General features: G+C 32.3%; 15 protein-coding genes and 1 pseudogene. 4 read left to right on the top strand and 12 right to left on the bottom strand.

The window, feature by feature from the left end; all coding sequences use genetic code 11:
* Positions 1-4: 4 nt before the first annotated feature.
* On the top strand, positions 5-331 hold the full coding sequence (locus OF897_RS07460; RefSeq protein WP_267265067.1) for a hypothetical protein: 327 nt from the start codon (positions 5-7) through the stop codon (positions 329-331).
* Positions 332-418: 87 nt separating this feature from the next.
* Here OF897_RS07460 and gldG read toward each other — a convergent pair whose 3' ends face one another.
* From gldG to kbl, 7 genes are all read right to left on the bottom strand, one after another.
* Positions 419-2,086 (bottom strand): gliding motility-associated ABC transporter substrate-binding protein GldG, encoded by a 1,668-nt coding sequence (gene gldG, locus OF897_RS07455; RefSeq protein WP_267265066.1) that lies wholly within the window; start codon positions 2,084-2,086, stop codon positions 419-421.
* A gap of 4 nt (positions 2,087-2,090) precedes the next feature.
* Positions 2,091-2,819: an ABC transporter permease subunit gene (locus OF897_RS07450; RefSeq protein ID WP_267265065.1), complete on the bottom strand. Its 729-nt coding sequence runs from the start codon at positions 2,817-2,819 to the stop codon at positions 2,091-2,093.
* An 87-nt stretch (positions 2,820-2,906) separates the two neighbouring features.
* Positions 2,907-3,455, bottom strand: a complete 549-nt coding sequence (locus tag OF897_RS07445; RefSeq protein WP_267265064.1) for a CopD family protein — start codon at positions 3,453-3,455, stop codon at positions 2,907-2,909.
* A 93-nt stretch (positions 3,456-3,548) separates the two neighbouring features.
* On the bottom strand, positions 3,549-4,199 hold the full coding sequence (locus OF897_RS07440; RefSeq protein ID WP_267265063.1) for a hypothetical protein: 651 nt from the start codon (positions 4,197-4,199) through the stop codon (positions 3,549-3,551).
* 82 nt (positions 4,200-4,281) lie between these two features.
* Positions 4,282-4,659, bottom strand: coding sequence for a toxin-antitoxin system YwqK family antitoxin (locus OF897_RS07435; protein WP_267265062.1), 378 nt, complete (start codon positions 4,657-4,659; stop codon positions 4,282-4,284).
* Between the two features lie 166 nt (positions 4,660-4,825).
* Positions 4,826-5,461, bottom strand: a complete 636-nt coding sequence (locus OF897_RS07430; RefSeq protein ID WP_267265061.1) for a hypothetical protein — start codon at positions 5,459-5,461, stop codon at positions 4,826-4,828.
* A gap of 63 nt (positions 5,462-5,524) precedes the next feature.
* Positions 5,525-6,721 (bottom strand): glycine C-acetyltransferase, encoded by a 1,197-nt coding sequence (gene kbl / locus OF897_RS07425; RefSeq protein ID WP_267265060.1) that lies wholly within the window; start codon positions 6,719-6,721, stop codon positions 5,525-5,527.
* A gap of 165 nt (positions 6,722-6,886) precedes the next feature.
* Between kbl and OF897_RS07420 the strand changes: the two genes are divergently transcribed.
* The gene (locus OF897_RS07420; RefSeq protein ID WP_267265059.1) at positions 6,887-7,756 is read left to right on the top strand and encodes a cupin-like domain-containing protein; all 870 of its coding nucleotides are present in this window, start codon (positions 6,887-6,889) and stop codon (positions 7,754-7,756) included.
* A gap of 46 nt (positions 7,757-7,802) precedes the next feature.
* On the opposite strand, the gene OF897_RS07415 is transcribed toward OF897_RS07420, so the two are convergent.
* The 5 genes from OF897_RS07415 to priA form a co-directional block, all read right to left on the bottom strand.
* Positions 7,803-8,717, bottom strand: a complete 915-nt coding sequence (locus OF897_RS07415) for a T9SS type A sorting domain-containing protein (RefSeq protein ID WP_267265058.1) — start codon at positions 8,715-8,717, stop codon at positions 7,803-7,805.
* A 281-nt stretch (positions 8,718-8,998) separates the two neighbouring features.
* Positions 8,999-9,409 (bottom strand): hypothetical protein, encoded by a 411-nt coding sequence (locus OF897_RS07410; RefSeq protein WP_267265057.1) that lies wholly within the window; start codon positions 9,407-9,409, stop codon positions 8,999-9,001.
* A gap of 61 nt (positions 9,410-9,470) precedes the next feature.
* Positions 9,471-11,393 carry a M1 family aminopeptidase gene (locus tag OF897_RS07405; RefSeq protein WP_267265056.1) on the bottom strand — a complete coding sequence of 641 codons (1,923 nt, stop codon included), beginning with the start codon at positions 11,391-11,393 and terminating at the stop codon, positions 9,471-9,473.
* Between the two features lie 79 nt (positions 11,394-11,472).
* Positions 11,473-12,942 carry a D-alanyl-D-alanine carboxypeptidase/D-alanyl-D-alanine endopeptidase gene (gene dacB / locus OF897_RS07400; RefSeq protein ID WP_267265055.1) on the bottom strand — a complete coding sequence of 490 codons (1,470 nt, stop codon included), beginning with the start codon at positions 12,940-12,942 and terminating at the stop codon, positions 11,473-11,475.
* A 159-nt stretch (positions 12,943-13,101) separates the two neighbouring features.
* Positions 13,102-15,549 (bottom strand): replication restart helicase PriA, encoded by a 2,448-nt coding sequence (gene priA / locus OF897_RS07395; protein WP_267265054.1) that lies wholly within the window; start codon positions 15,547-15,549, stop codon positions 13,102-13,104.
* Positions 15,550-15,708: 159 nt separating this feature from the next.
* Between priA and lptB the strand changes: the two are divergent.
* Both lptB and OF897_RS07385 read left to right on the top strand, forming a co-directional pair.
* A pseudogene (gene lptB / locus OF897_RS07390) lies at positions 15,709-16,434 on the top strand (LPS export ABC transporter ATP-binding protein); the annotation flags it as partial.
* A 388-nt stretch (positions 16,435-16,822) separates the two neighbouring features.
* Complete coding sequence (locus OF897_RS07385) at positions 16,823-18,100, top strand: hypothetical protein (RefSeq protein WP_267265052.1); 1,278 nt, start codon at positions 16,823-16,825, stop codon at positions 18,098-18,100.
* Positions 18,101-18,253 lie beyond the last annotated feature (153 nt).

Below are 18,253 nucleotides of genomic sequence, written 5' to 3'. Positions count from 1 at the left end.
AAATATGATATGGGAACCGATTACATTACAAGAACTGTCTTCAGAAATTTTAAAAGGAGAAAAGGAAATGACTTCAGAAAACCTAAAATTTTGGAATTATATAAAATTCACTCCCACCAAATGGAATGAACGTGAATATGGAGATGAAGGCGGCGGATTTTGGGTAGTAGCAAAATATAAAAACTTTGTACTTTATTACAATGATATCGAAGACGGATTTAATATCTCGGAATTTGAAAAAGATGGAGAAATAAAAGAATATGGAGCTGAGCAAGATGAATTACAATATGCTTTAATTAAATTCAGAAAATTGATTGAATTTAAATCATAATCAAAAAAAACAACTTCTAAATAAAAGTTGTATGAATAGTATTTCAAACAAAAAAGAGAAACCTCACAGTTTCTCTTTTTCTATATTCTATCCAAATTTCTTTTTTCTTAACCAGAAAAACAATCCTCCTAAAAGTCCTATGATTGCTAAAGGAAGCAACAAGTTCAGGTATTGCCAGTTTGTTCTTTCATCGGTGATTCTTTTACGGTCAAGAAGACGTTCTTCGATGTTTCTGTTTCTCAATTCCATCAGATTACTGTCGTCGAGAAGATAATCTAAAGCATTTCTTAAGAATTGTTCGTTACCAAATTGTTCCTCTGTCAACATATCAACTCCCAAAGGTAAAGCCTGTCCTTTAATTACTTTATTTCTTCCGACGTCACCGTCTGCAATCACAATCATTTTGTTTTCAGGACTTGAAGCTTTAAATCCCGGATAAGATTTTCTTTCAATTCTCGAAGCATAAGCAGAATTAAATTTCCCCTCCAAAGCAACAGCAAAAATCTTTGGTGTACTTGGTCTTTCCATTTGTCCGAGGCTGTCTACACTTGCAATTTCTTTCAGCTCAACATAATTCGGAACCTGCTTTAATAAAGTTCTTTCACTTGACTCAAATAAAACATTGGTTTTAAATTTTCTGCCACCTAGAGTATCGATAGATGTAGGAAACTCAAATTTTACAGGATTGATATTTTTTGTAATTGGATGATCATGCTCTGCAATTCCCAAAGGAAAATAAGGCCACGGAAGACTTGTGTATTGTGCATTCCCTCCTACTTCACCAGTTACAAGCTTTAAAAGAGCATATTTTTTCACATCTTTTACCAAAGCCGGATTGATTCTTAAACCATAATTAAAAAAGAAATCCGTCATGTTGATATCAACCGGGAAAGGCATTACTTTCTTGGACTTCGTTAAAGTATCCATTTCAGCGTTAACTGCATCAATCATCCAAAGCGTTTTTCCACCGTTCATGATGTATTGGTCAAGAATTACTTTTTCTTTGTCTGTAAAAGCTTTTCTTGGTTTTGCAATGACCAAAGCGCTCATTTGTTTCAATAATGGTAAATCTGCCTGAGTAATTTCCACATTATTTTTTGGAACAATCGGACCTGCGTCGTAACTTTCTGTAGCCAATCTCATGAAGCTTTCAAATTCCGTCGGACTCAATTCATCCTGATTTACCAGAATTCCGACTTTTTTTCTCTTATTCGTAGCAACAGCTTTAATATTTGAAACCAAATTATATTCTAAATTTTCAATAGATTTTCTTAACTGCTCATCTGCGTTAATATTCGACTGCTGTACAACCAATGGAATAGAAATTCCTCCACCATTGTATTTTACGACCGCGTAAGGAAATAAATAAATCTGGGTAACTTTTCCGTCTTTAAAATCAGGAAGAACCGAAGGTTGCATTCCCATCGCCATCAAAGTATCCTGGGACATTTTGGTTTTCATGGGATCGATGAATTTAAAATCAATTTTCGGATTGATTTTTCTGAATTCTTCGAGCATAAATTTAGTTTCACTCTGAAGCTGTTTAAAACTTGCCGGAAAGTCTCCTTCAAGGTAAACATCAACTGTCAAAGGTTTTTTAACCGATTCTAAAACTTTGATGGTACTGTCTGAAAGCGTGTATCTTTTTTCTTTTGTTAAATCTAATCTGATGCCCGAAAACGCAAGAACCAATGCAATAACAAAAGTTCCAATCAATAAAATGGCAAATGGAGATTTTAAGTTAATCTTCTTCATGTTTTTACTTCTTTTTATTGATAAAATGATTAGACAATGTTAACGTAAGACCAATGATGAAAACGAAATAGGCAACATCTTTAAAATCGATAAGCCCTCTTGTAAAGCCCAAGAAATGCTGATAAAAACCTATATTCTGTAAAATAAAATCTGCGCCGCCCAACAATTTATAACTTGCCAATTGTTCAATCCCGAAATACATGATGAAACACATGAAAACGCCTAACAAATAAGCCATAATCTGATTCTGAGAAAGCGAAGATGCTAAAATTCCAACACCTGAAAATGCAGCAATCAGAATAATTAATCCAAAATAACTTCCGAAAGTCATTCCCATATCAATATTTCCTTCCGGAACTCCCAAAACGTAAATTGTGTAGAAATAAATCAGCGAAGGAATCAGACATAAAATTCCAACAACCCAAACCGAAAGAAATTTCCCTGCAACCAAATCTGAAACTTTCAGAGGTTGAGAAAACAACCAGTTTAAAGTTCCCGTTTGTTGTTCTTCCGCAAATGTTTTCATCGACAAAGCCGGAATAACAAACATCAGTAACCAAGGTACCAAAACGAAATAGCTCTGTAAAGAAGCCAATCCGATATCGAAAATATTAGAATCATTCTCGAAAAAAAACAGAAACAAAGTCATTATCAGACTGAATGCCGCAATGATAATCCATGCGCTCCAGTTCCCGAAATAACTCCAAAGTTCTTTTTTAAATATTGCAATCATAGTTTTATTGTAAAATGTTGTTAGTTGATTGTTGTTAGTTGTTAGATTCTTTCTATCAACCATAAACCAACAACTATCAACCAATCATTAGTTTTTCTTATTCTTATTTACAAATTTTACCGTCATCATAATCAGAAATACCAAAACGAAAAATCCTGTAATTAATTGCCACCAATATTCAATGACCTGAGATTTTAAGATAACAGTAAATACCACCAAAAATAAAATAAATGTGGCAATTTCGTTTGCCTGTCGCAGTTTTAAATTGGCAGTTTCTAAAGTATTTCCGTTGAGTTGGGTTAAATGTTTCACTTTTTTCCAACACCAATAATGGTAAATCGCCAATCCAATCAGGAAAGTCAGTTTTAAATGAAACCATGCCATTTTCATTAAACCGGTATTCAGAAATATCATTACTAAGCCGCAAACAGCCATAATTATTCCGGCAGGAACGGTGATGATATTCCATAATCTTCGAGCCATAAAGATATATTGTTCTCTCAGAATCAACTTTTTTTCATCTGAAAAAGCATCGGTATCTTTATAATACACGAAAATTCTTACGAGATAAAAAATTCCCGCAAAATAACTGACCATAAAAATAATGTGCAACGCCTTGATGATGGTATAAAGCATCGTAAAAATTTGTGTGCAAAGATAGTTTATTTCAGAAAAAAACAGGTTTTAATCTTTAGAAATGGTTTTAAAATAATAGAATCTTAAATCTATTTAAAATTTGAAAATAAGTTTGATATCAATATTGAAATTAAAACCAAGTTTAGAACCTTCCTTATTCAGCAAAAATTGAAATGGCAATCCATCAGTCGGCTCATATCTTTCTTCCCGATTCACTACATTGCTGTAAGAAATATCACTCTGTCTGATTCCGAATCCTATTTTCGGCATAAAGCCAAACCACGAAGATTCTTTGTGAAGCATGATGCTGTAATTGATGTTTACTCCCGCTTTAGTTCTTTTATAATCTGCTGAAGAGAATGAATAATAGTTATTATTTTCATCATAATAATTTCCATTGACATTATCACCTTTATGATTTAGGTAAAAAACTTCTGCGGAAATTAAATGTTTTAACCTTGAGTCCGGATTTAAACTGTAAAAGACTTCTGGTCGAATTTCAAGCATATTGAACTTTCCTTTAAAATCATTGTGGTTAAAAGGTGTAATTCCTTCAGAACCATAACCCACTTCTGCACCAATCCACCATCTTTCCGAAATTTTTCGCATATAGCCCACATTGTATCGTTGGTCACGAAACGGAGCGAAAGAACTTACAGTAATTATTGATTTATAATCATCAGACTGCGCAAAAATTTGACTTGATAAAATACAAACAAAAAATAGGAGTAATGTTTTTTTCATAGAAAATTTTCAACCGATTAACCTGCTAAAAATAAAAAAATTCTCTGTTCCGCAGCAAAATAATTCATATCTCTTAAAATAATTATTTAGCAAAAGAAATACTGTCAACTTTCTTTCCATCAGCGTATTTTTTAATGTACTTGAGTTTTCCGTTTTCATCATAATATTTCCAATCACCGAAATAATACCAATGTCTTTGAGACTCGGAAATATCCAATTTAGATTGCCCTCTTTCCATCACATTACCGTTTGGGAAGTATAATTTTGTTTTAGTAACCGTTTTTCTGATTTTATCTTTTTGATACAATTTATCCTGGAAAGTAGTTTTCCAAACGCCTACTTTTTCACCTTTTTTATACTTTCCGACTGCAATCAAAGCTCCTTGATCTGAAGAATATTCTTCCTTCCATTTCCCATGGCGTTTTTGAGTTTTAGAATCAATTTTCATGTATTGATTCATTTTTTTTGTCTGACACGAGACAAAAATAAAAACTGAAAACAGCGCAAGTAAGAAATTTTTAAGCATAAAAAAACAGAATTTTTGTAAATATAGAAATTTTGTTTTTATTCTACAATTGTAGAATCGTTTATTTTTTTAAGAAATTATTTTGATGTTATTATTACTTTTAAAATCTATAAACAATTTTAAAATCTCCGACAATCCCATTTTTTTCGGTTGAACCGAAATGACTAATTGACAACCAATTAATTCTTAAATCCTCAATTTCCTGTCTGTTGATTACATTATCATACTTAATAGTAGAATTTGCCAATCCAATACCAATTTTTGGCATGAAATAAAAAGATTTAGACCTTCCAAAAGGAATCATCGGGGCATAACTTACCGTAAATCCTTTTTTATTTCTCATATAATCAGCTCGGTCAAAACGAAAATCTCCGTCATCCGTTGTATATTCGTCTAAAGTTTTCACTTGCGTTTTCTCAATATAAAAAAGAGAGAATGAAACAAAATGCTTAATTCTTTCGCTTGCTTTTGTATCATAATAAAATTCCGGACGAATTTCAAAACCTCTGTAATTATTTTCTGTTCTATCATCTAATCTTGTTCCGTCTGAACCATAACCTGCTTCAATACCGAGCCAAGCTCTGTCATTTAATTGATGTACATATCCTGCTACAATTCTTGGTGCAAAACTTACAACCGGTTTTACAACACTAAAAGTTACAAAAGACTTTTTTTCTTCTTGAGAAAATAAAAGTTGTGCAAAAACACACAATCCTAAAATCAAACTTTTTTTCATTATTAACATATTAAATTTCATAAAAAAACCACTACAATTTTGTAATGGTTTTGGCAAATTATTTTAAGAAATTACTTCTAATTCTTTTCCTACTTTCTCAAAAGCTGTAATTGCTTTATCTAAATGCTCTCGTGTATGAGCCGCAGAAAGTTGTACCCTGATTCTCGCTTTCTCTTTAGGAACCACAGGATAGAAGAAACCAATGACGTAAATTCCTTCATCCATTAGTTTTTCTGCCATTTTCTGAGCCAATTTTGCGTCGTATAACATGACAGGAACAATTGCAGCGTCTCCATCCGGAATATCAAAACCTTTAGCTTTCATTTCTGTTCTGAAATATTCTGCATTTTCCATTACCGTATCACGAAGTGAAGTGTCGTCTGAAATCATTTCTAAAACTTTCAACGCTGCCCCAACAATTCCCGGAGCCAGTGAATTTGAAAATAAATATGGTCTAGAACGCTGTCTCAACATATCGATGATTTCCTTTTTACCAGAAGTAAATCCGCCTAAAGCACCACCTAAAGCTTTTCCTAAAGTAGAAGTTATAATATCTACTCTACCCATCACTTCGTTTGCTTCGTGAGTTCCACGTCCTGTTTTTCCGATGAAACCTGTAGCGTGAGAATCGTCAACCATCACCAAAGCATCATATTTATCGGCTAAATCGCAAACTCCTTTTAGGTCTGCAACAATTCCATCCATTGAGAAAACTCCGTCTGTAACGATGATTTTGAAACGGTGATTTTTTTCGGAAGCAGCAATTAACTGAGCTTCCAAATCAGCCATATTATTATTTTTATAACGGTATCTTGCCGCTTTACAAAGACGAACTCCATCAATAATCGAAGCGTGATTCAATTCATCAGAAATAATCGCATCTTCTTCTGTAAACAATGGTTCGAAAACACCTCCATTTGCATCAAAACAAGCTGCATAAAGAATAGTATCTTCAAGACCTAAAAATTCAGCAATTTTTTCTTCCAGTTGTTTGTGAATATCCTGAGTTCCGCAGATAAAACGTACAGATGACATTCCGTAACCGTGAGAACCAATCATTTCCTGCGAAGCTTTCATTACTTCAGGGTGATTTGACAATCCCAAATAATTATTGGCGCAAAAGTTCAAAAGCTTCTTCCCATTAGCTTCAATTTCTGCACTTTGCTGAGATGTGATGATTCTTTCTTTTTTAAAAAGTCCGTCGTTTTCTATGTTTTTTAGTTCGTTCTGTAGATTTTCAAGATATTTTCCAGAGATCATTATAATTAAATTTAGTTGCGCTAATTTAATAAAAAGGCATTAAACAAAATAAGTTTCGACATTTTTTATTGATTTTTTTAATCGTTGAAAAATTAAAATTTAAAACCAATTAGTCTACTAATTTTGTAGGATATTATTATATTTGACGATTCTAAATTAATTGTAATGAAATTAACACAGGTAAAAAGCACTCAGAATATCAGTTCAGAAGAATTTATTTCAAACCACATGAAAGCCTGTAAACCCATTATTCTAAAGGATTTCGTTGAACAAGACAGTCCGGCTTTTCAAAAATGGAATTATGAATATTTTAAAGAAATCGCAGGCGAAACCAAAGTAAATGTTTACGGCAGTGAGCTGGAATCAATTGATCGAGTGGCAAGTAAACCCGTTGCAGAAACTACTTTTTCAGAATATTTAGACTTAATCAGTACAAAAACTACAGAATATCGTTTGTTTTTATTCAATCTTTTAAGCATAAAACCTGAACTAAAAAATGACCTTCATTATAAAGATGTAACGAAAGGAAAGGTTTTAAAATGGCTTCCTTTTATGTTTTTTGGTGGAAAAGGTTCTATTACAAGAAATCATATTGACATTGATATGTCTCATGTTTTCATAACGCAATTTCAGGGAATTAAAAGAATCTGGCTTTTTCCTTGGGAGCAATCGGATTTGATGTATAAACTTCCTTACAATTTTCACAGTCTGGTTAATCTTCAGGAAGCTGATTACGAAAAATATCCGGCTTTGAAATTTTTAAATGGTTACGAAGCAGTAATTAAGCCTGGAGAAACACTTTATATCCCTTCAGGTTGGTGGCATTATATACAATATGAAACGGAAGGTTATTCTGTTTCGGTTCGTGCTTTACCTTCAAGTTTGCTCGAGAAATGGAGAGGATTTAAAAACTTAGTGATCATCAGACATTTTGATAATGCGATGAGAAAAATTTTTAAAGAAAAATGGTTTAATTATAAGGTTAAAATTGCCAATAAAAGAGCTGAAAGAGCAATCAAGAAAATATATCAATAAAAAACCTTCCAGAATTCTGAAAGGTCTATGTTTGATTTTAAACAATCTACTTTTTGATAAATTTCTTGTTAAATTCCGATGTAGAAGTTTTCACTTTAATCATATAAACACCAGTCACTAAGTCTGAAACATTCAAAATTTTTCCATTGGAAATTCCACCTTCCTGAAAATTTTTAATTAAGCCTCCTTTAGCATCAAAAATTGCAATCGAATTTATATTTCCGTCTGTTTCAATATTTAATTTTTCAGCTGTAGGATTAGGATAAATTTCTATCGATTCTTTTTTTCCAACTTCTGCAGTTAAAAGGACTGCTAAATTATTAATCTGAATATTATCAGCTCTAAATCCAGATCCGAAATCATCATAAACAAAATCAATAACCTGTACATTTTTATTAGTTCCCAAAGTTCCTGAAAAAATTTGCGTCCCATTCAGAAAATACTGTAAAGTATTCGTAGACTGTTTAATAACAATTTTTAAGTTATACCATTGATTTTCTGTTAGAACGGGTCCGTCAACGAATCCTGTCGCATTTCTGTAACTCAAAACACCTGTAAGATAATCGATTCTAAAAGCAGCAGTATAATCAGAAATTAATGCATTGTTATAAATTGCAATTTCATAATCTGAGAATTCAAGATCTGAAAAACTATAATCAAAAGAAATCTCAACATCTCCACTCGTCACTAAACTTGTAATATTTTTTTCAATTCCACAAAAATCCTGAACAGTCTCATTACTAATCATGTTAAAAGATCGGGTTCCATCTGTTGGATTTGAATTAACAACCTGCGCGTTCGCTGCGGGAAGCCCTCCCCAAACTGTCCAACCTTGTTGACCTCCAAGATTTCCAACAGTGTATCCTTCTGTACTTTCAAAGGATATTTTTTGCATCTGCGCTTTAATAAAAAACGCTCCAAACGACATAAATGCCATTAAAGTAAATAGATTTTTTCTCATAGAAAATATTTAACAATTAATGAATCAACAAGTTATAATTTTACGAAGCTGCAAAATTAATACCTTATTTTCAATAATTTAAATATTTCTTTTTATATTTAGTTAATATTCAAGTTTTACCAGATATAACATTCATATCATCAACGTGTGACAAGTATTTTAAAGAAATTAATTTCACAAATCAGAGAAACAAAAATTTAAAATTGTCTTTATAAATGTTTAAAAACAAAAAAAGCCTTCAAAAAAAATGAAAGCTTTAGCATTAAGAAGTAAAATTTATTTTATTTTTTCACTTCATGTTTTTTATATATTACTCCTTGTAAAGATTTTATTCGCGCAGTACATTCATCGGAAATGAATGTCATCACAAGATTTTCTCCTATAATTTCATACTTATATTTCCCAGTAGTTCCTGCATTGCAAGGTGTGCCTCCAGAATTTTTCACGATAGTAATTTCTCCGTTATTGAGACTATAATTCATGTTCTCAATAACTTTATCTCCGAGCAAAACATCTAACTTATCTTTAGAAAACTTCAGAACAACTTCTGTTTCCTGAGGGATTTTTGCAAGGCCACTCCACTGTGTATCCAATAAAGGATTGTCTGATTTTTTAGATTCACATGATGTTAAACCGAACATCAATACAGTGATTAAAACAACTTGAAAAAAGAATAAAGATTTACATTTCATATTTGTCATTTTTTTGTTTATAAACAAATATACACTGAAAATCAATACAATAATTATTTTTTTATTCTTTTACAAATTTTAAGTTTGAGTTATTTATCATAATAAAATAAACTCCTTTTTCCAAAATAGTTATATCAATCTTTTGATCGGCTTTTCCTTTTTTCACCAATCTTCCGTCTGCTGTGAGTATTTGATAATTGGCTTCTTTTTTTAATCCTGAAATAAACAATTCATTTTTTGCAGGATTCGGATAAATACTAAATTCCTGAGTTTTAAAATCTGTTGTACTTAAATTATTATCTTGTGTAACCGTAGAATTTTTCTCCAAAATCTGATATTCATAATTAAACTGAACACTTGCAATGGGAAAACTCACAGTTTCGTTGAAAAATTGGTTATTTGAAGTGTTATTTAGAGCAAAAAAAGCAGTTTGTCCGCCGGTTCCGGTTACTTTAATTGGTAATGGCATCTCGAAAAAACTTACCGAAGAATGACTTTGCGTTTGGGATGCTTTAAAAGTAACCTGATTTCCTGTTTGTTTCCATCGGATATCATAAGTTGGATAACCTTGACCGTAAATCCAATCGTTGAAAAACTCCGTGAAATTTGTTCCCGTAGAAGTTAAAAAAGAAGCATTTAAATCTGAAGTTCTTACATAATTATAGGCTAAATTCGGTCTCGCATGGTAATCTTTTAAAGCCTGATAAAACACTGTATCACCTAAAATCCATTTCATCATTCTTACCACATAACCACCTTTTGAATACGTTAATCTACCATTAAAAATAGCACCTACACTTCCTAAATTACTGTCTGCAACATACACACTTCCTTCTGTATCACTTGTGATATAATTTTTTTCATTGAGAAGATAATTTAGAAATTCAGCATTGGTCATGGTCAATTTTTCATAAGCAACGTGCTCTCCAAAAGTGGCAAAACCTTCATTTAGCCAAATGTCATTCCACGCACCGCAAGTAACTTTATCACCAAACCATTGATGCGCCAATTCATGGGCAATTAATTGTTTACTCCAAGCTCCCATTGAAGTCATCGTTTGATGCTCCATTCCACCACCTGCTGTAAATTCCATGTGACCATACTTTTCATTTCGGAAAGGATAAGCTCCGAAATAGGTTTCAAAAGTATTCATCACGGTTTTCGTCCACTCAATATTATCCATACTTGGTGCATGAGCATAAGTTGAAGGATATAAATAATTGACAAACGGAAATGGAGGAGTTCCCATGGTATCATTCAATTTAACAAAATTAGTAATTGAAAGCGCGACTAAATATGCGGTAACAGGATATTGCGTTCTCCAGAAAGTACGTTTTTGCCCGTTTCCTAAAATCGTTTCAGACATTAATCTTCCGTTTGAAGCAACGCTGTACTGAGCCGGAGTTGTCACTTTTATATCAAATCGTTCAATCTTATCGTTTAAACTTTGCTTCGTTGGAAACCAATCTTGTGCACCATAAGGTTCATTTAAAGTAGCAAGAACTGCCGTTCCGCTTTGAGTATTTGTAAAAAAAGAATTATTTGCAGTAGAAGGCGCTCCGTTATATTGAATTGTAAGCGAATCTAAAACGTTCGCGGCCAAAGCTGCTGTAAAATTAATTTTTATTTCTTTGGTTGAAAGTTGCTGAAAAGTAAGATTCTGACCATGATAATTAACCTGAGAAACATTCATGTTATTATTTAAATCAAAATAAATACTGCTCATTGCCTGGTTCGGTTTGAAATGTGAAGTCACAGAACCCGAAATATTATAAACCGCCGGATCAATCGAAATATCCATTCTTTGATACTGTAAATCGTAGTTTAGAGTATTGGTATTTATATTTCCTGCAGCCATTTTTGCTGCATAAGACTTCATTTCTTTTTTGATTAATCCTTTTTTTTCTACATTCTCATTTTTATATTGAGCCGAAAAAGTATGAAAAGCAAAGATGCTTAAACACAAAAGGTAAACATTTCTCATAGTCAGATAATTAGGGAATAAAGATAAAAAAAACCTTTCAATCGGAGATTAAAAGGTTTCTATATGAAATTAAAATTTTTTATAAATCTAAAGCCGGTTTCAGAATCGCTTCCATTTTGCTTTTTACCTGACCAACAGAACCTGAATAATTATTAACCATCAATGAAAAACAAAGCGTTCTTCCCGAGTTGGTTTTTAAATACCCTGCCAATGTTTTTACTTTATTTAAAGTTCCTGTTTTAGCAAAAACCTGTCCGTTTCCTTCTGTTACAAACATACTTTTCAATGTTCCGGATTGTCCGCCGATTGGTAAAGAATTAAAATAAGTTTTGTAATGTTTTTCATCCATCAAAGAAGTCAAAAACTTTACCTGAGAAATTGGTGTTACATGATTACTTCTCGACAAACCGCTTCCATCCATATAATTTAAACCTTCCAAATCAAAAGCAATATCTTTCAGGTGATTGTTTACAACCAATCTACCCGATTCTGAAGTTTGATCCCCCATTTTGAAGTAACCAACAGTTTTTAATAAAGCTTCCGCTAAAGAATTATCGCTTCTTTGGTTTGTGTAATAAATAATATCACCCAAAGTCGGAGATTTGTAAGATGAAATCATTTTTCTAGCTTCCGGAGAAGATTCTGTAATTCTAGGAGTTACTTTTCCTGTAACCGCTACTCCACTTTTCGCCAAAGTTGCTTTAAATGAATTTGCTAAAAAAGCAGGTGCATCCGGTAATTTTGTAGTTAAAGTTCCGTTCCCGTCGTATTTCTCAGCATACACCATTTGATTGGCATAAGGTGAAACATAGAAATATTTTTTATCTGCAGCAGAATTCATTGATTTTTTAACGATCAGTTTTTCATTTGCCGGATTGATTTCACGGGTTGTACCAACAGGAAGATAGTAATTATTGTTTTCTAGCCACACAACATTTTCCGGAAGTCTCGAAATGTTACCTTTGAAAAGCGCTGTCTGAATAATAATATCACCATTTACCTTTTTGATGCCTTCACGTGAAATTCCGCCTGCAAAATCCGAAACAATATCTTTGTAAGACCAAGCTCCTGCTTTGTTGGTTCCCAAACTCGGATCACCACTTCCTACAATATAAAGATTACCGTTAAGAACTCCATTTTCGTCGATTTCTCCAGAATATTCTAATTGCGTCATCCAACGGTAGTTTTCACCCAACATACTCATTGCAGTTTCGGTGGTTAACAATTTTGTTGTAGAAGCAGGAACAAGCGGAGTATTTTCGTTATACGAAGAAATCACCTTCTTCGTTTTCGGGTCGTAAACTACAAATCCCCAAGTTGCGTTTTTCAGCACAGGATCTGCCATCATCGTGTTTACACTGATATCTACAAGTTCTTTGGGCGACAAAATAGCTTTCTCCACGTACGCAGCCGGCGAAGGAAGGTTTAAGCTACTTTTTTGATTGTCGTAATTCTGAGAGTAAAGAACTGTAGAAACGGTCGATTGAGCAAGGAGAAAACCAGCAGTCAAGACCGTAATACCTGAAATATATTTTCTGAAATTTACCATCTAATTTTTCTTTTCGTTATATTTTGGATAGTATAAAAAACGATTAGTTAAATCATTAATTAAATCCCAAACATATAATCAACGGTCAAATGTAGAAATTATTGTTGTATGGTAGTTCAGTAGACTGTTATAAAACAGCATAAAGTTTGTTAAAGTTTGTTAAAAATCTACAAATATGTCTTTTTTAATGCTTTGATAAGCAGTGATTTCGTCAAATTCGTTTAAACTTAATAAAACCAGACTTTTAAATTTCTCATAGTTTTTACCTCGTGGAAGTTTAAGTAAAACCTGAAACTGATATAAGTTATTCAATCTCGCAATTTGCGCTCTTTCAGGACCTAAGATACAATCTTCGGGAAGGTATTTTCTTAAAATTGAACCTAAAAACTGCGAAGCGCGATCTACTTTTTCGTCTCTTCGGTGTTTCAACTCAATCATAATTAATTTTGTGAAAGGTGGATAATTGAATTTTTGCCTTTCGGTGAGGAAATATTTATAAATTTTAGAAATATTATTCATTTTAATCAACTGAAAAACAGAATGATCAGGATTAAAAGTCTGAATTAAAACTCTACCATTTCCAGAAACTCTTCCCGCTCTTCCGGAAACTTGAGTAATCAGTTGATACGCTCTTTCTTCGGCTCTGAAATCCTGCACATACAACATCGAATCTGCTTTAGGAATCGCAACCAATTCAATATGATCAAAATCCAAACCTTTGGAAATCATCTGAGTTCCAACCACAATATCGGTTTCTCTGTCTTCAATTTTTTCGTATAATTTTTCGTAGGCAAATTTCTTGCGCATCGAATCAACATCCATTCTGTCGACTTCATTATCTGGGAAAATTTTAGAAATTTCTTCGTGAATTTGCTCAACTCCTACTCCTCTTTCGTTCAGATTTTCTGAAAAACATTTTGGACAGGCTCTTGGTTTTGAAGCTCTTTGTCCGCAATAATGGCATTTCATTTCGTTTGCGGCTTTGTGATAGGTCATCACAACATCACAATTTGAGCAGTAATTTACATAACCACAAGACTCACATTCCAAAACACTGGCGTAACCACGACGGTTATGAAGAATCATCGTCTGATTTTTTTCTTCTAAAGTTTTTTTAATCTCATCAATTAATTTCAAAGAAAAATTTCCGGAAACTTTTTTAGAATCCTGAGCTTCTTTAAAATTAATCAATTCAAATTCCGGAAGCTTTACATTTCCGAATCTTTCATTCAGAAAAATATATTTCATCTTCTCTTTTCTGGCTAAATAATAGCTTTCAACAGAAGGCGTTGCCGAGCCTAAAATCACATTGGCTCCATAAAAATTCGCCAAAACCAAAGCCGAATCTTTTGCATTGAAAAAAGGAGAAACTTCTCTCGGTTTATACCCCGAATCATGCTCTTCGTCGACCACAATTAAGCCTAAATTCTGATACGGTAAAAACAAAGAATTTCGTGTAGCAATAAGGATTTTAATATCATTATTTTTAATTCTCCTCCAGATTTCAACCTTTTCAAAATCGGTCAGTTTCTGATGATAAAAACCGAGCTGTCTTCCGTATTTTTTTTCTAATCTTTGGGTAATTTGTTTCGTTAAAGAAATTTCAGGAAGTAAAAACAACACATTTTTACCTTCAGAAATACATTCTTCGATTTTCTCTAAATAAATATGTGTTTTCCCGGATGAAGTTACACCATGAAGCAACACATTTCTGCCTTCTTCGAAAGCTTCATCCACTTCAACTTTTGCAGCTTTCTGAACTTCTGTAAGCTTTTCAACCTCTTCAATTTCGCCTTCATAGCTTTCAATTCTGTCTTTTTGCATGTAATATTCTTCAACAAGATTTTTATCTGCCAAAGATTTAAAATGCGAACTCCCAAAATATCCGTCGTCAAATAATTCTGATTTTTTAATGTGTAAATCAGGGTTCTCAGTCTGTTTTTCTAAAATATGAAGAAAAAGATCTTTCTGTTTCTGAGCTCTTTTCAAGCTTAAAAGAATCTCAGTAAGATTGTTGTTTTTTAAAACCTCATCGTTGATTTTTACATAAGCAACTTCTTTCGCTTTGTATTTTTCAGCGATTTTCTCGTCGATTTCAATATATTGCAAATCAATCAGTGAATTGATCGTCTTAATAATATCTTTTTTCGGGATAAATGCTTCAATATCCGTTAAATTTATCAATTGTCGCACTTCCAATGCCTGAATCAGATACATTTCGTTGACATCAAGATTCTCAAATTCTACAGTAACGTTTGGTTTTAATTTAAGATAAGTTTCACTCTCCAGTTTTAAAGAAGATGGAAAAGCAAAGCGATAAATTTCACCCAAATTGCAGAGATAATAATCTGAAAGCCATTTCCAGAACTTAATTTGTTGCGATGGCAAAATCGGCTGTTCATCTAAAATACTGATGACTTCCTTCGGAACAAACTGCGTAGGTTCTTCATCATGCAACTCAAAAACAATTCCCGTATAGATTTTTTTTCCGCCAAATTGAACCAAAACTCGCATTCCGGGCTGGATTGTTGAAAATAATTCTTCAGAAACTTTATAAGTAAAAGTTCCTTTCAGATTGAGCGGTAAAATAATTTGAGCGTATTGCAAGGGAATAATTAAAGTGTAAAATTAGATTTTTCTTTATTTAAACACAAAAAAGTTGTCTTGGTTTTTTAATAATTAAAATTTGTATTAAATATTCATAAATTAAATAAGTCAGTCATTCGTAATAAATTTCTAATTCAAAAAAACTTTATCTTTGCCTTTATGATTTTACGAGGAGAAAACTTAATCAAAGAATACGGTCCCAAAAAAGTTGTAAAAGGCGTTTCTGTACAGGTTCAGCAGGGAGAAATTGTAGGTTTGCTTGGTCCGAACGGAGCCGGAAAAACCACTTCGTTCTACATGATCGTAGGTTTGGTGAAGCCTACTTCAGGAAAGATTTTCCTTGATAAACAGGAAATCACTTCCGATGCGATGTATCGTCGTGCTCAAAAAGGTATAGGTTATCTTGCTCAGGAAGCTTCTATTTTCAGAAAACTTTCTGTAGAAGAGAACATCATGGGCGTTTTACAGCTCACTAAACTTTCAAAAAGAGAGCAACAAATAAAATGTGACGAACTTATTGAGGAATTTTCTTTACAACACGTTCGTAAAAACCGAGGTGATTTGCTTTCCGGAGGAGAAAGACGTAGAACCGAGATTGCAAGATGTTTGGCAACAGACCCAAGTTTTATTCTTTTGGATGAACCTTTTGCGGGAGTTGACCCGATTGCAGTAGAAGATATTCAGAAAATTGTAAGAAGTTTGACCGATAAAAACATTGGAATTCTCATTACCGATCACAACGTACAGCAGACTTTGGCGATTACCAACAAAACGTACATTATGTTTGAAGGAAAGATTCTGAAAGAAGGTCTTCCCGAAGAATTGGCAAACGATCCGCAAGTAAGAGAAGCGTATTTAGGAGAAAATTTCGTTTACCAGAGTATTTTCGATAAGCCTAGTAAGAAAAGCTATGCTTATAATATTTGGGCAGGAAATTTTGAATCTAAGTCTAAATTTCAGGGTTTTGTAGATGAGAATTTTGCCCAGTTTGATGATTTGAGATTGATGTATGGTTTTGAAGACATTAGTTTTTCATCATTGGGAAATTCAGAAATTCAGCATATTTTCAATGATGTTGTTGACAAAAATGCGAATAATTCTTTTGTTTTCCAGAAGAAAGAAATCAATTCAAATTATTCTTTGGAACAAGCTGAAGCAGATTCTAAAGCAGCAAGCAAAACTGAACTGCATTATCTGACGACTTATGTTTTTGAGGGGTAATTTTTTTTTAACAATTACATTTTTCTGCTTTGCATTTTTTGCTAAAGCACAATTGAATGTAAAATTCCCGTTTTTTTCTGATTCATTTGAAAGTTCTTATTACTTAAATTATGGAATAAGTTTATGTAATTCAGAAAACGGAAACTATGAAAAGGCCTTGCAATTTCTTAAACATGAAAGTTTAAGGAAAAATCCTAAAAATCAATATTACTTACGCTGTTTAATTGATTACCAAACAAAAGGTAAAAGTAAAACTCATGAAATCATAGATTTTTCAAAATTAAATGAAAAAGAAAAAGCTCTTCTGAAATTATGGTTATTTGCGGTTACTAAAAATGACGATGACTACTTCGTAGCTCTGAAAGATATTCAGAATAAATATTCTGCTGATATCGATTTGAAAAAATTAGAAATACGAAAAGCATTACAAGATCGATACGAGTTAATTTTCACCGACGTAGATTTTAAATCTCTTTCTGATAATATTGAAAATATAATTACAAAAAATCATATTTCTAAGGAGGATAGATTGTATTTTAAACTTTTACAATTAGATTGTAATGAATATTTTTACAGAGATAAAAATAAAACAGAAATTGAAAGAGAGAAAATTTTAGGCGAATATTCTTCATTATGGAATGAAAATAAACTTTTTTTTTCAGATCAATACTCTAAGATAAATTTTAAACTTAAATCTAAAACTTCGAAACAATATTTTCATCTGACGAATGAAAATCCACCAGATGATCATATTTTTGATGAATATATAACTTTTGTCTACGGAGAGCCAATACAGGATTTAGCAGGAAGTGACAATAAAAAGTATATAGATTACATAAAAATCAATCCATTTTATTACGGAGAAAAAGAAGGTGGACTTAATTTGGACACTGTCGACTGGAATACAAGTCCAAAAAAAGTAAAAGATAAAGAACAGTTTGAAGCATTTCTTAAAAACATAAATCAAGTAATTACTGAATTCCCCGGTGCAAAAGGTCCTAAAATGACTTATTTAGATGCGCTGATAACCAACAAGAAGTATGTGTATGGTAAGGATTCTGAAATGTATCATACTCAATATCTAAAAAACATCATTGGTGTTTTTGCTTTGGATCAAAGAGCTGATTTTGAAAATCATTTTACCTATTTTAGAGATATTTTAGAAAAAGATTCATCTGAGATAAAATTTGATGATTATTATAAAATATTTCTTAAACAAGTTAAAAATAAAAATGAACAGGAAATAGTTGACTATTTAAATATAGTTGAAAAAGAGTTTCCAAATAATAAGAACATAAAATTATTTGTGAAAGAGTTTTCTAAAGCTTAAAACTGAATTAAATATTTGCGCTAAAAAATAATAAAACGTACCTTTTCTCTCAAAAACGGTACGTTTTTCTTTTAAAACCAATTCATGGCAAAACCTTTCAACAGAACAGTTACTTTATTTGGAATTTACAAACAGCTTATTCCTTTTATAAAA

This window comes from Chryseobacterium formosum (assembly GCF_026460885.1).
Lineage (GTDB): Bacteria > Bacteroidota > Bacteroidia > Flavobacteriales > Weeksellaceae > Chryseobacterium > Chryseobacterium formosus.
The sequence above is the reverse complement of the archived record's forward strand: the minus strand, read 5'-3'. Positions and strand labels throughout refer to the sequence as shown.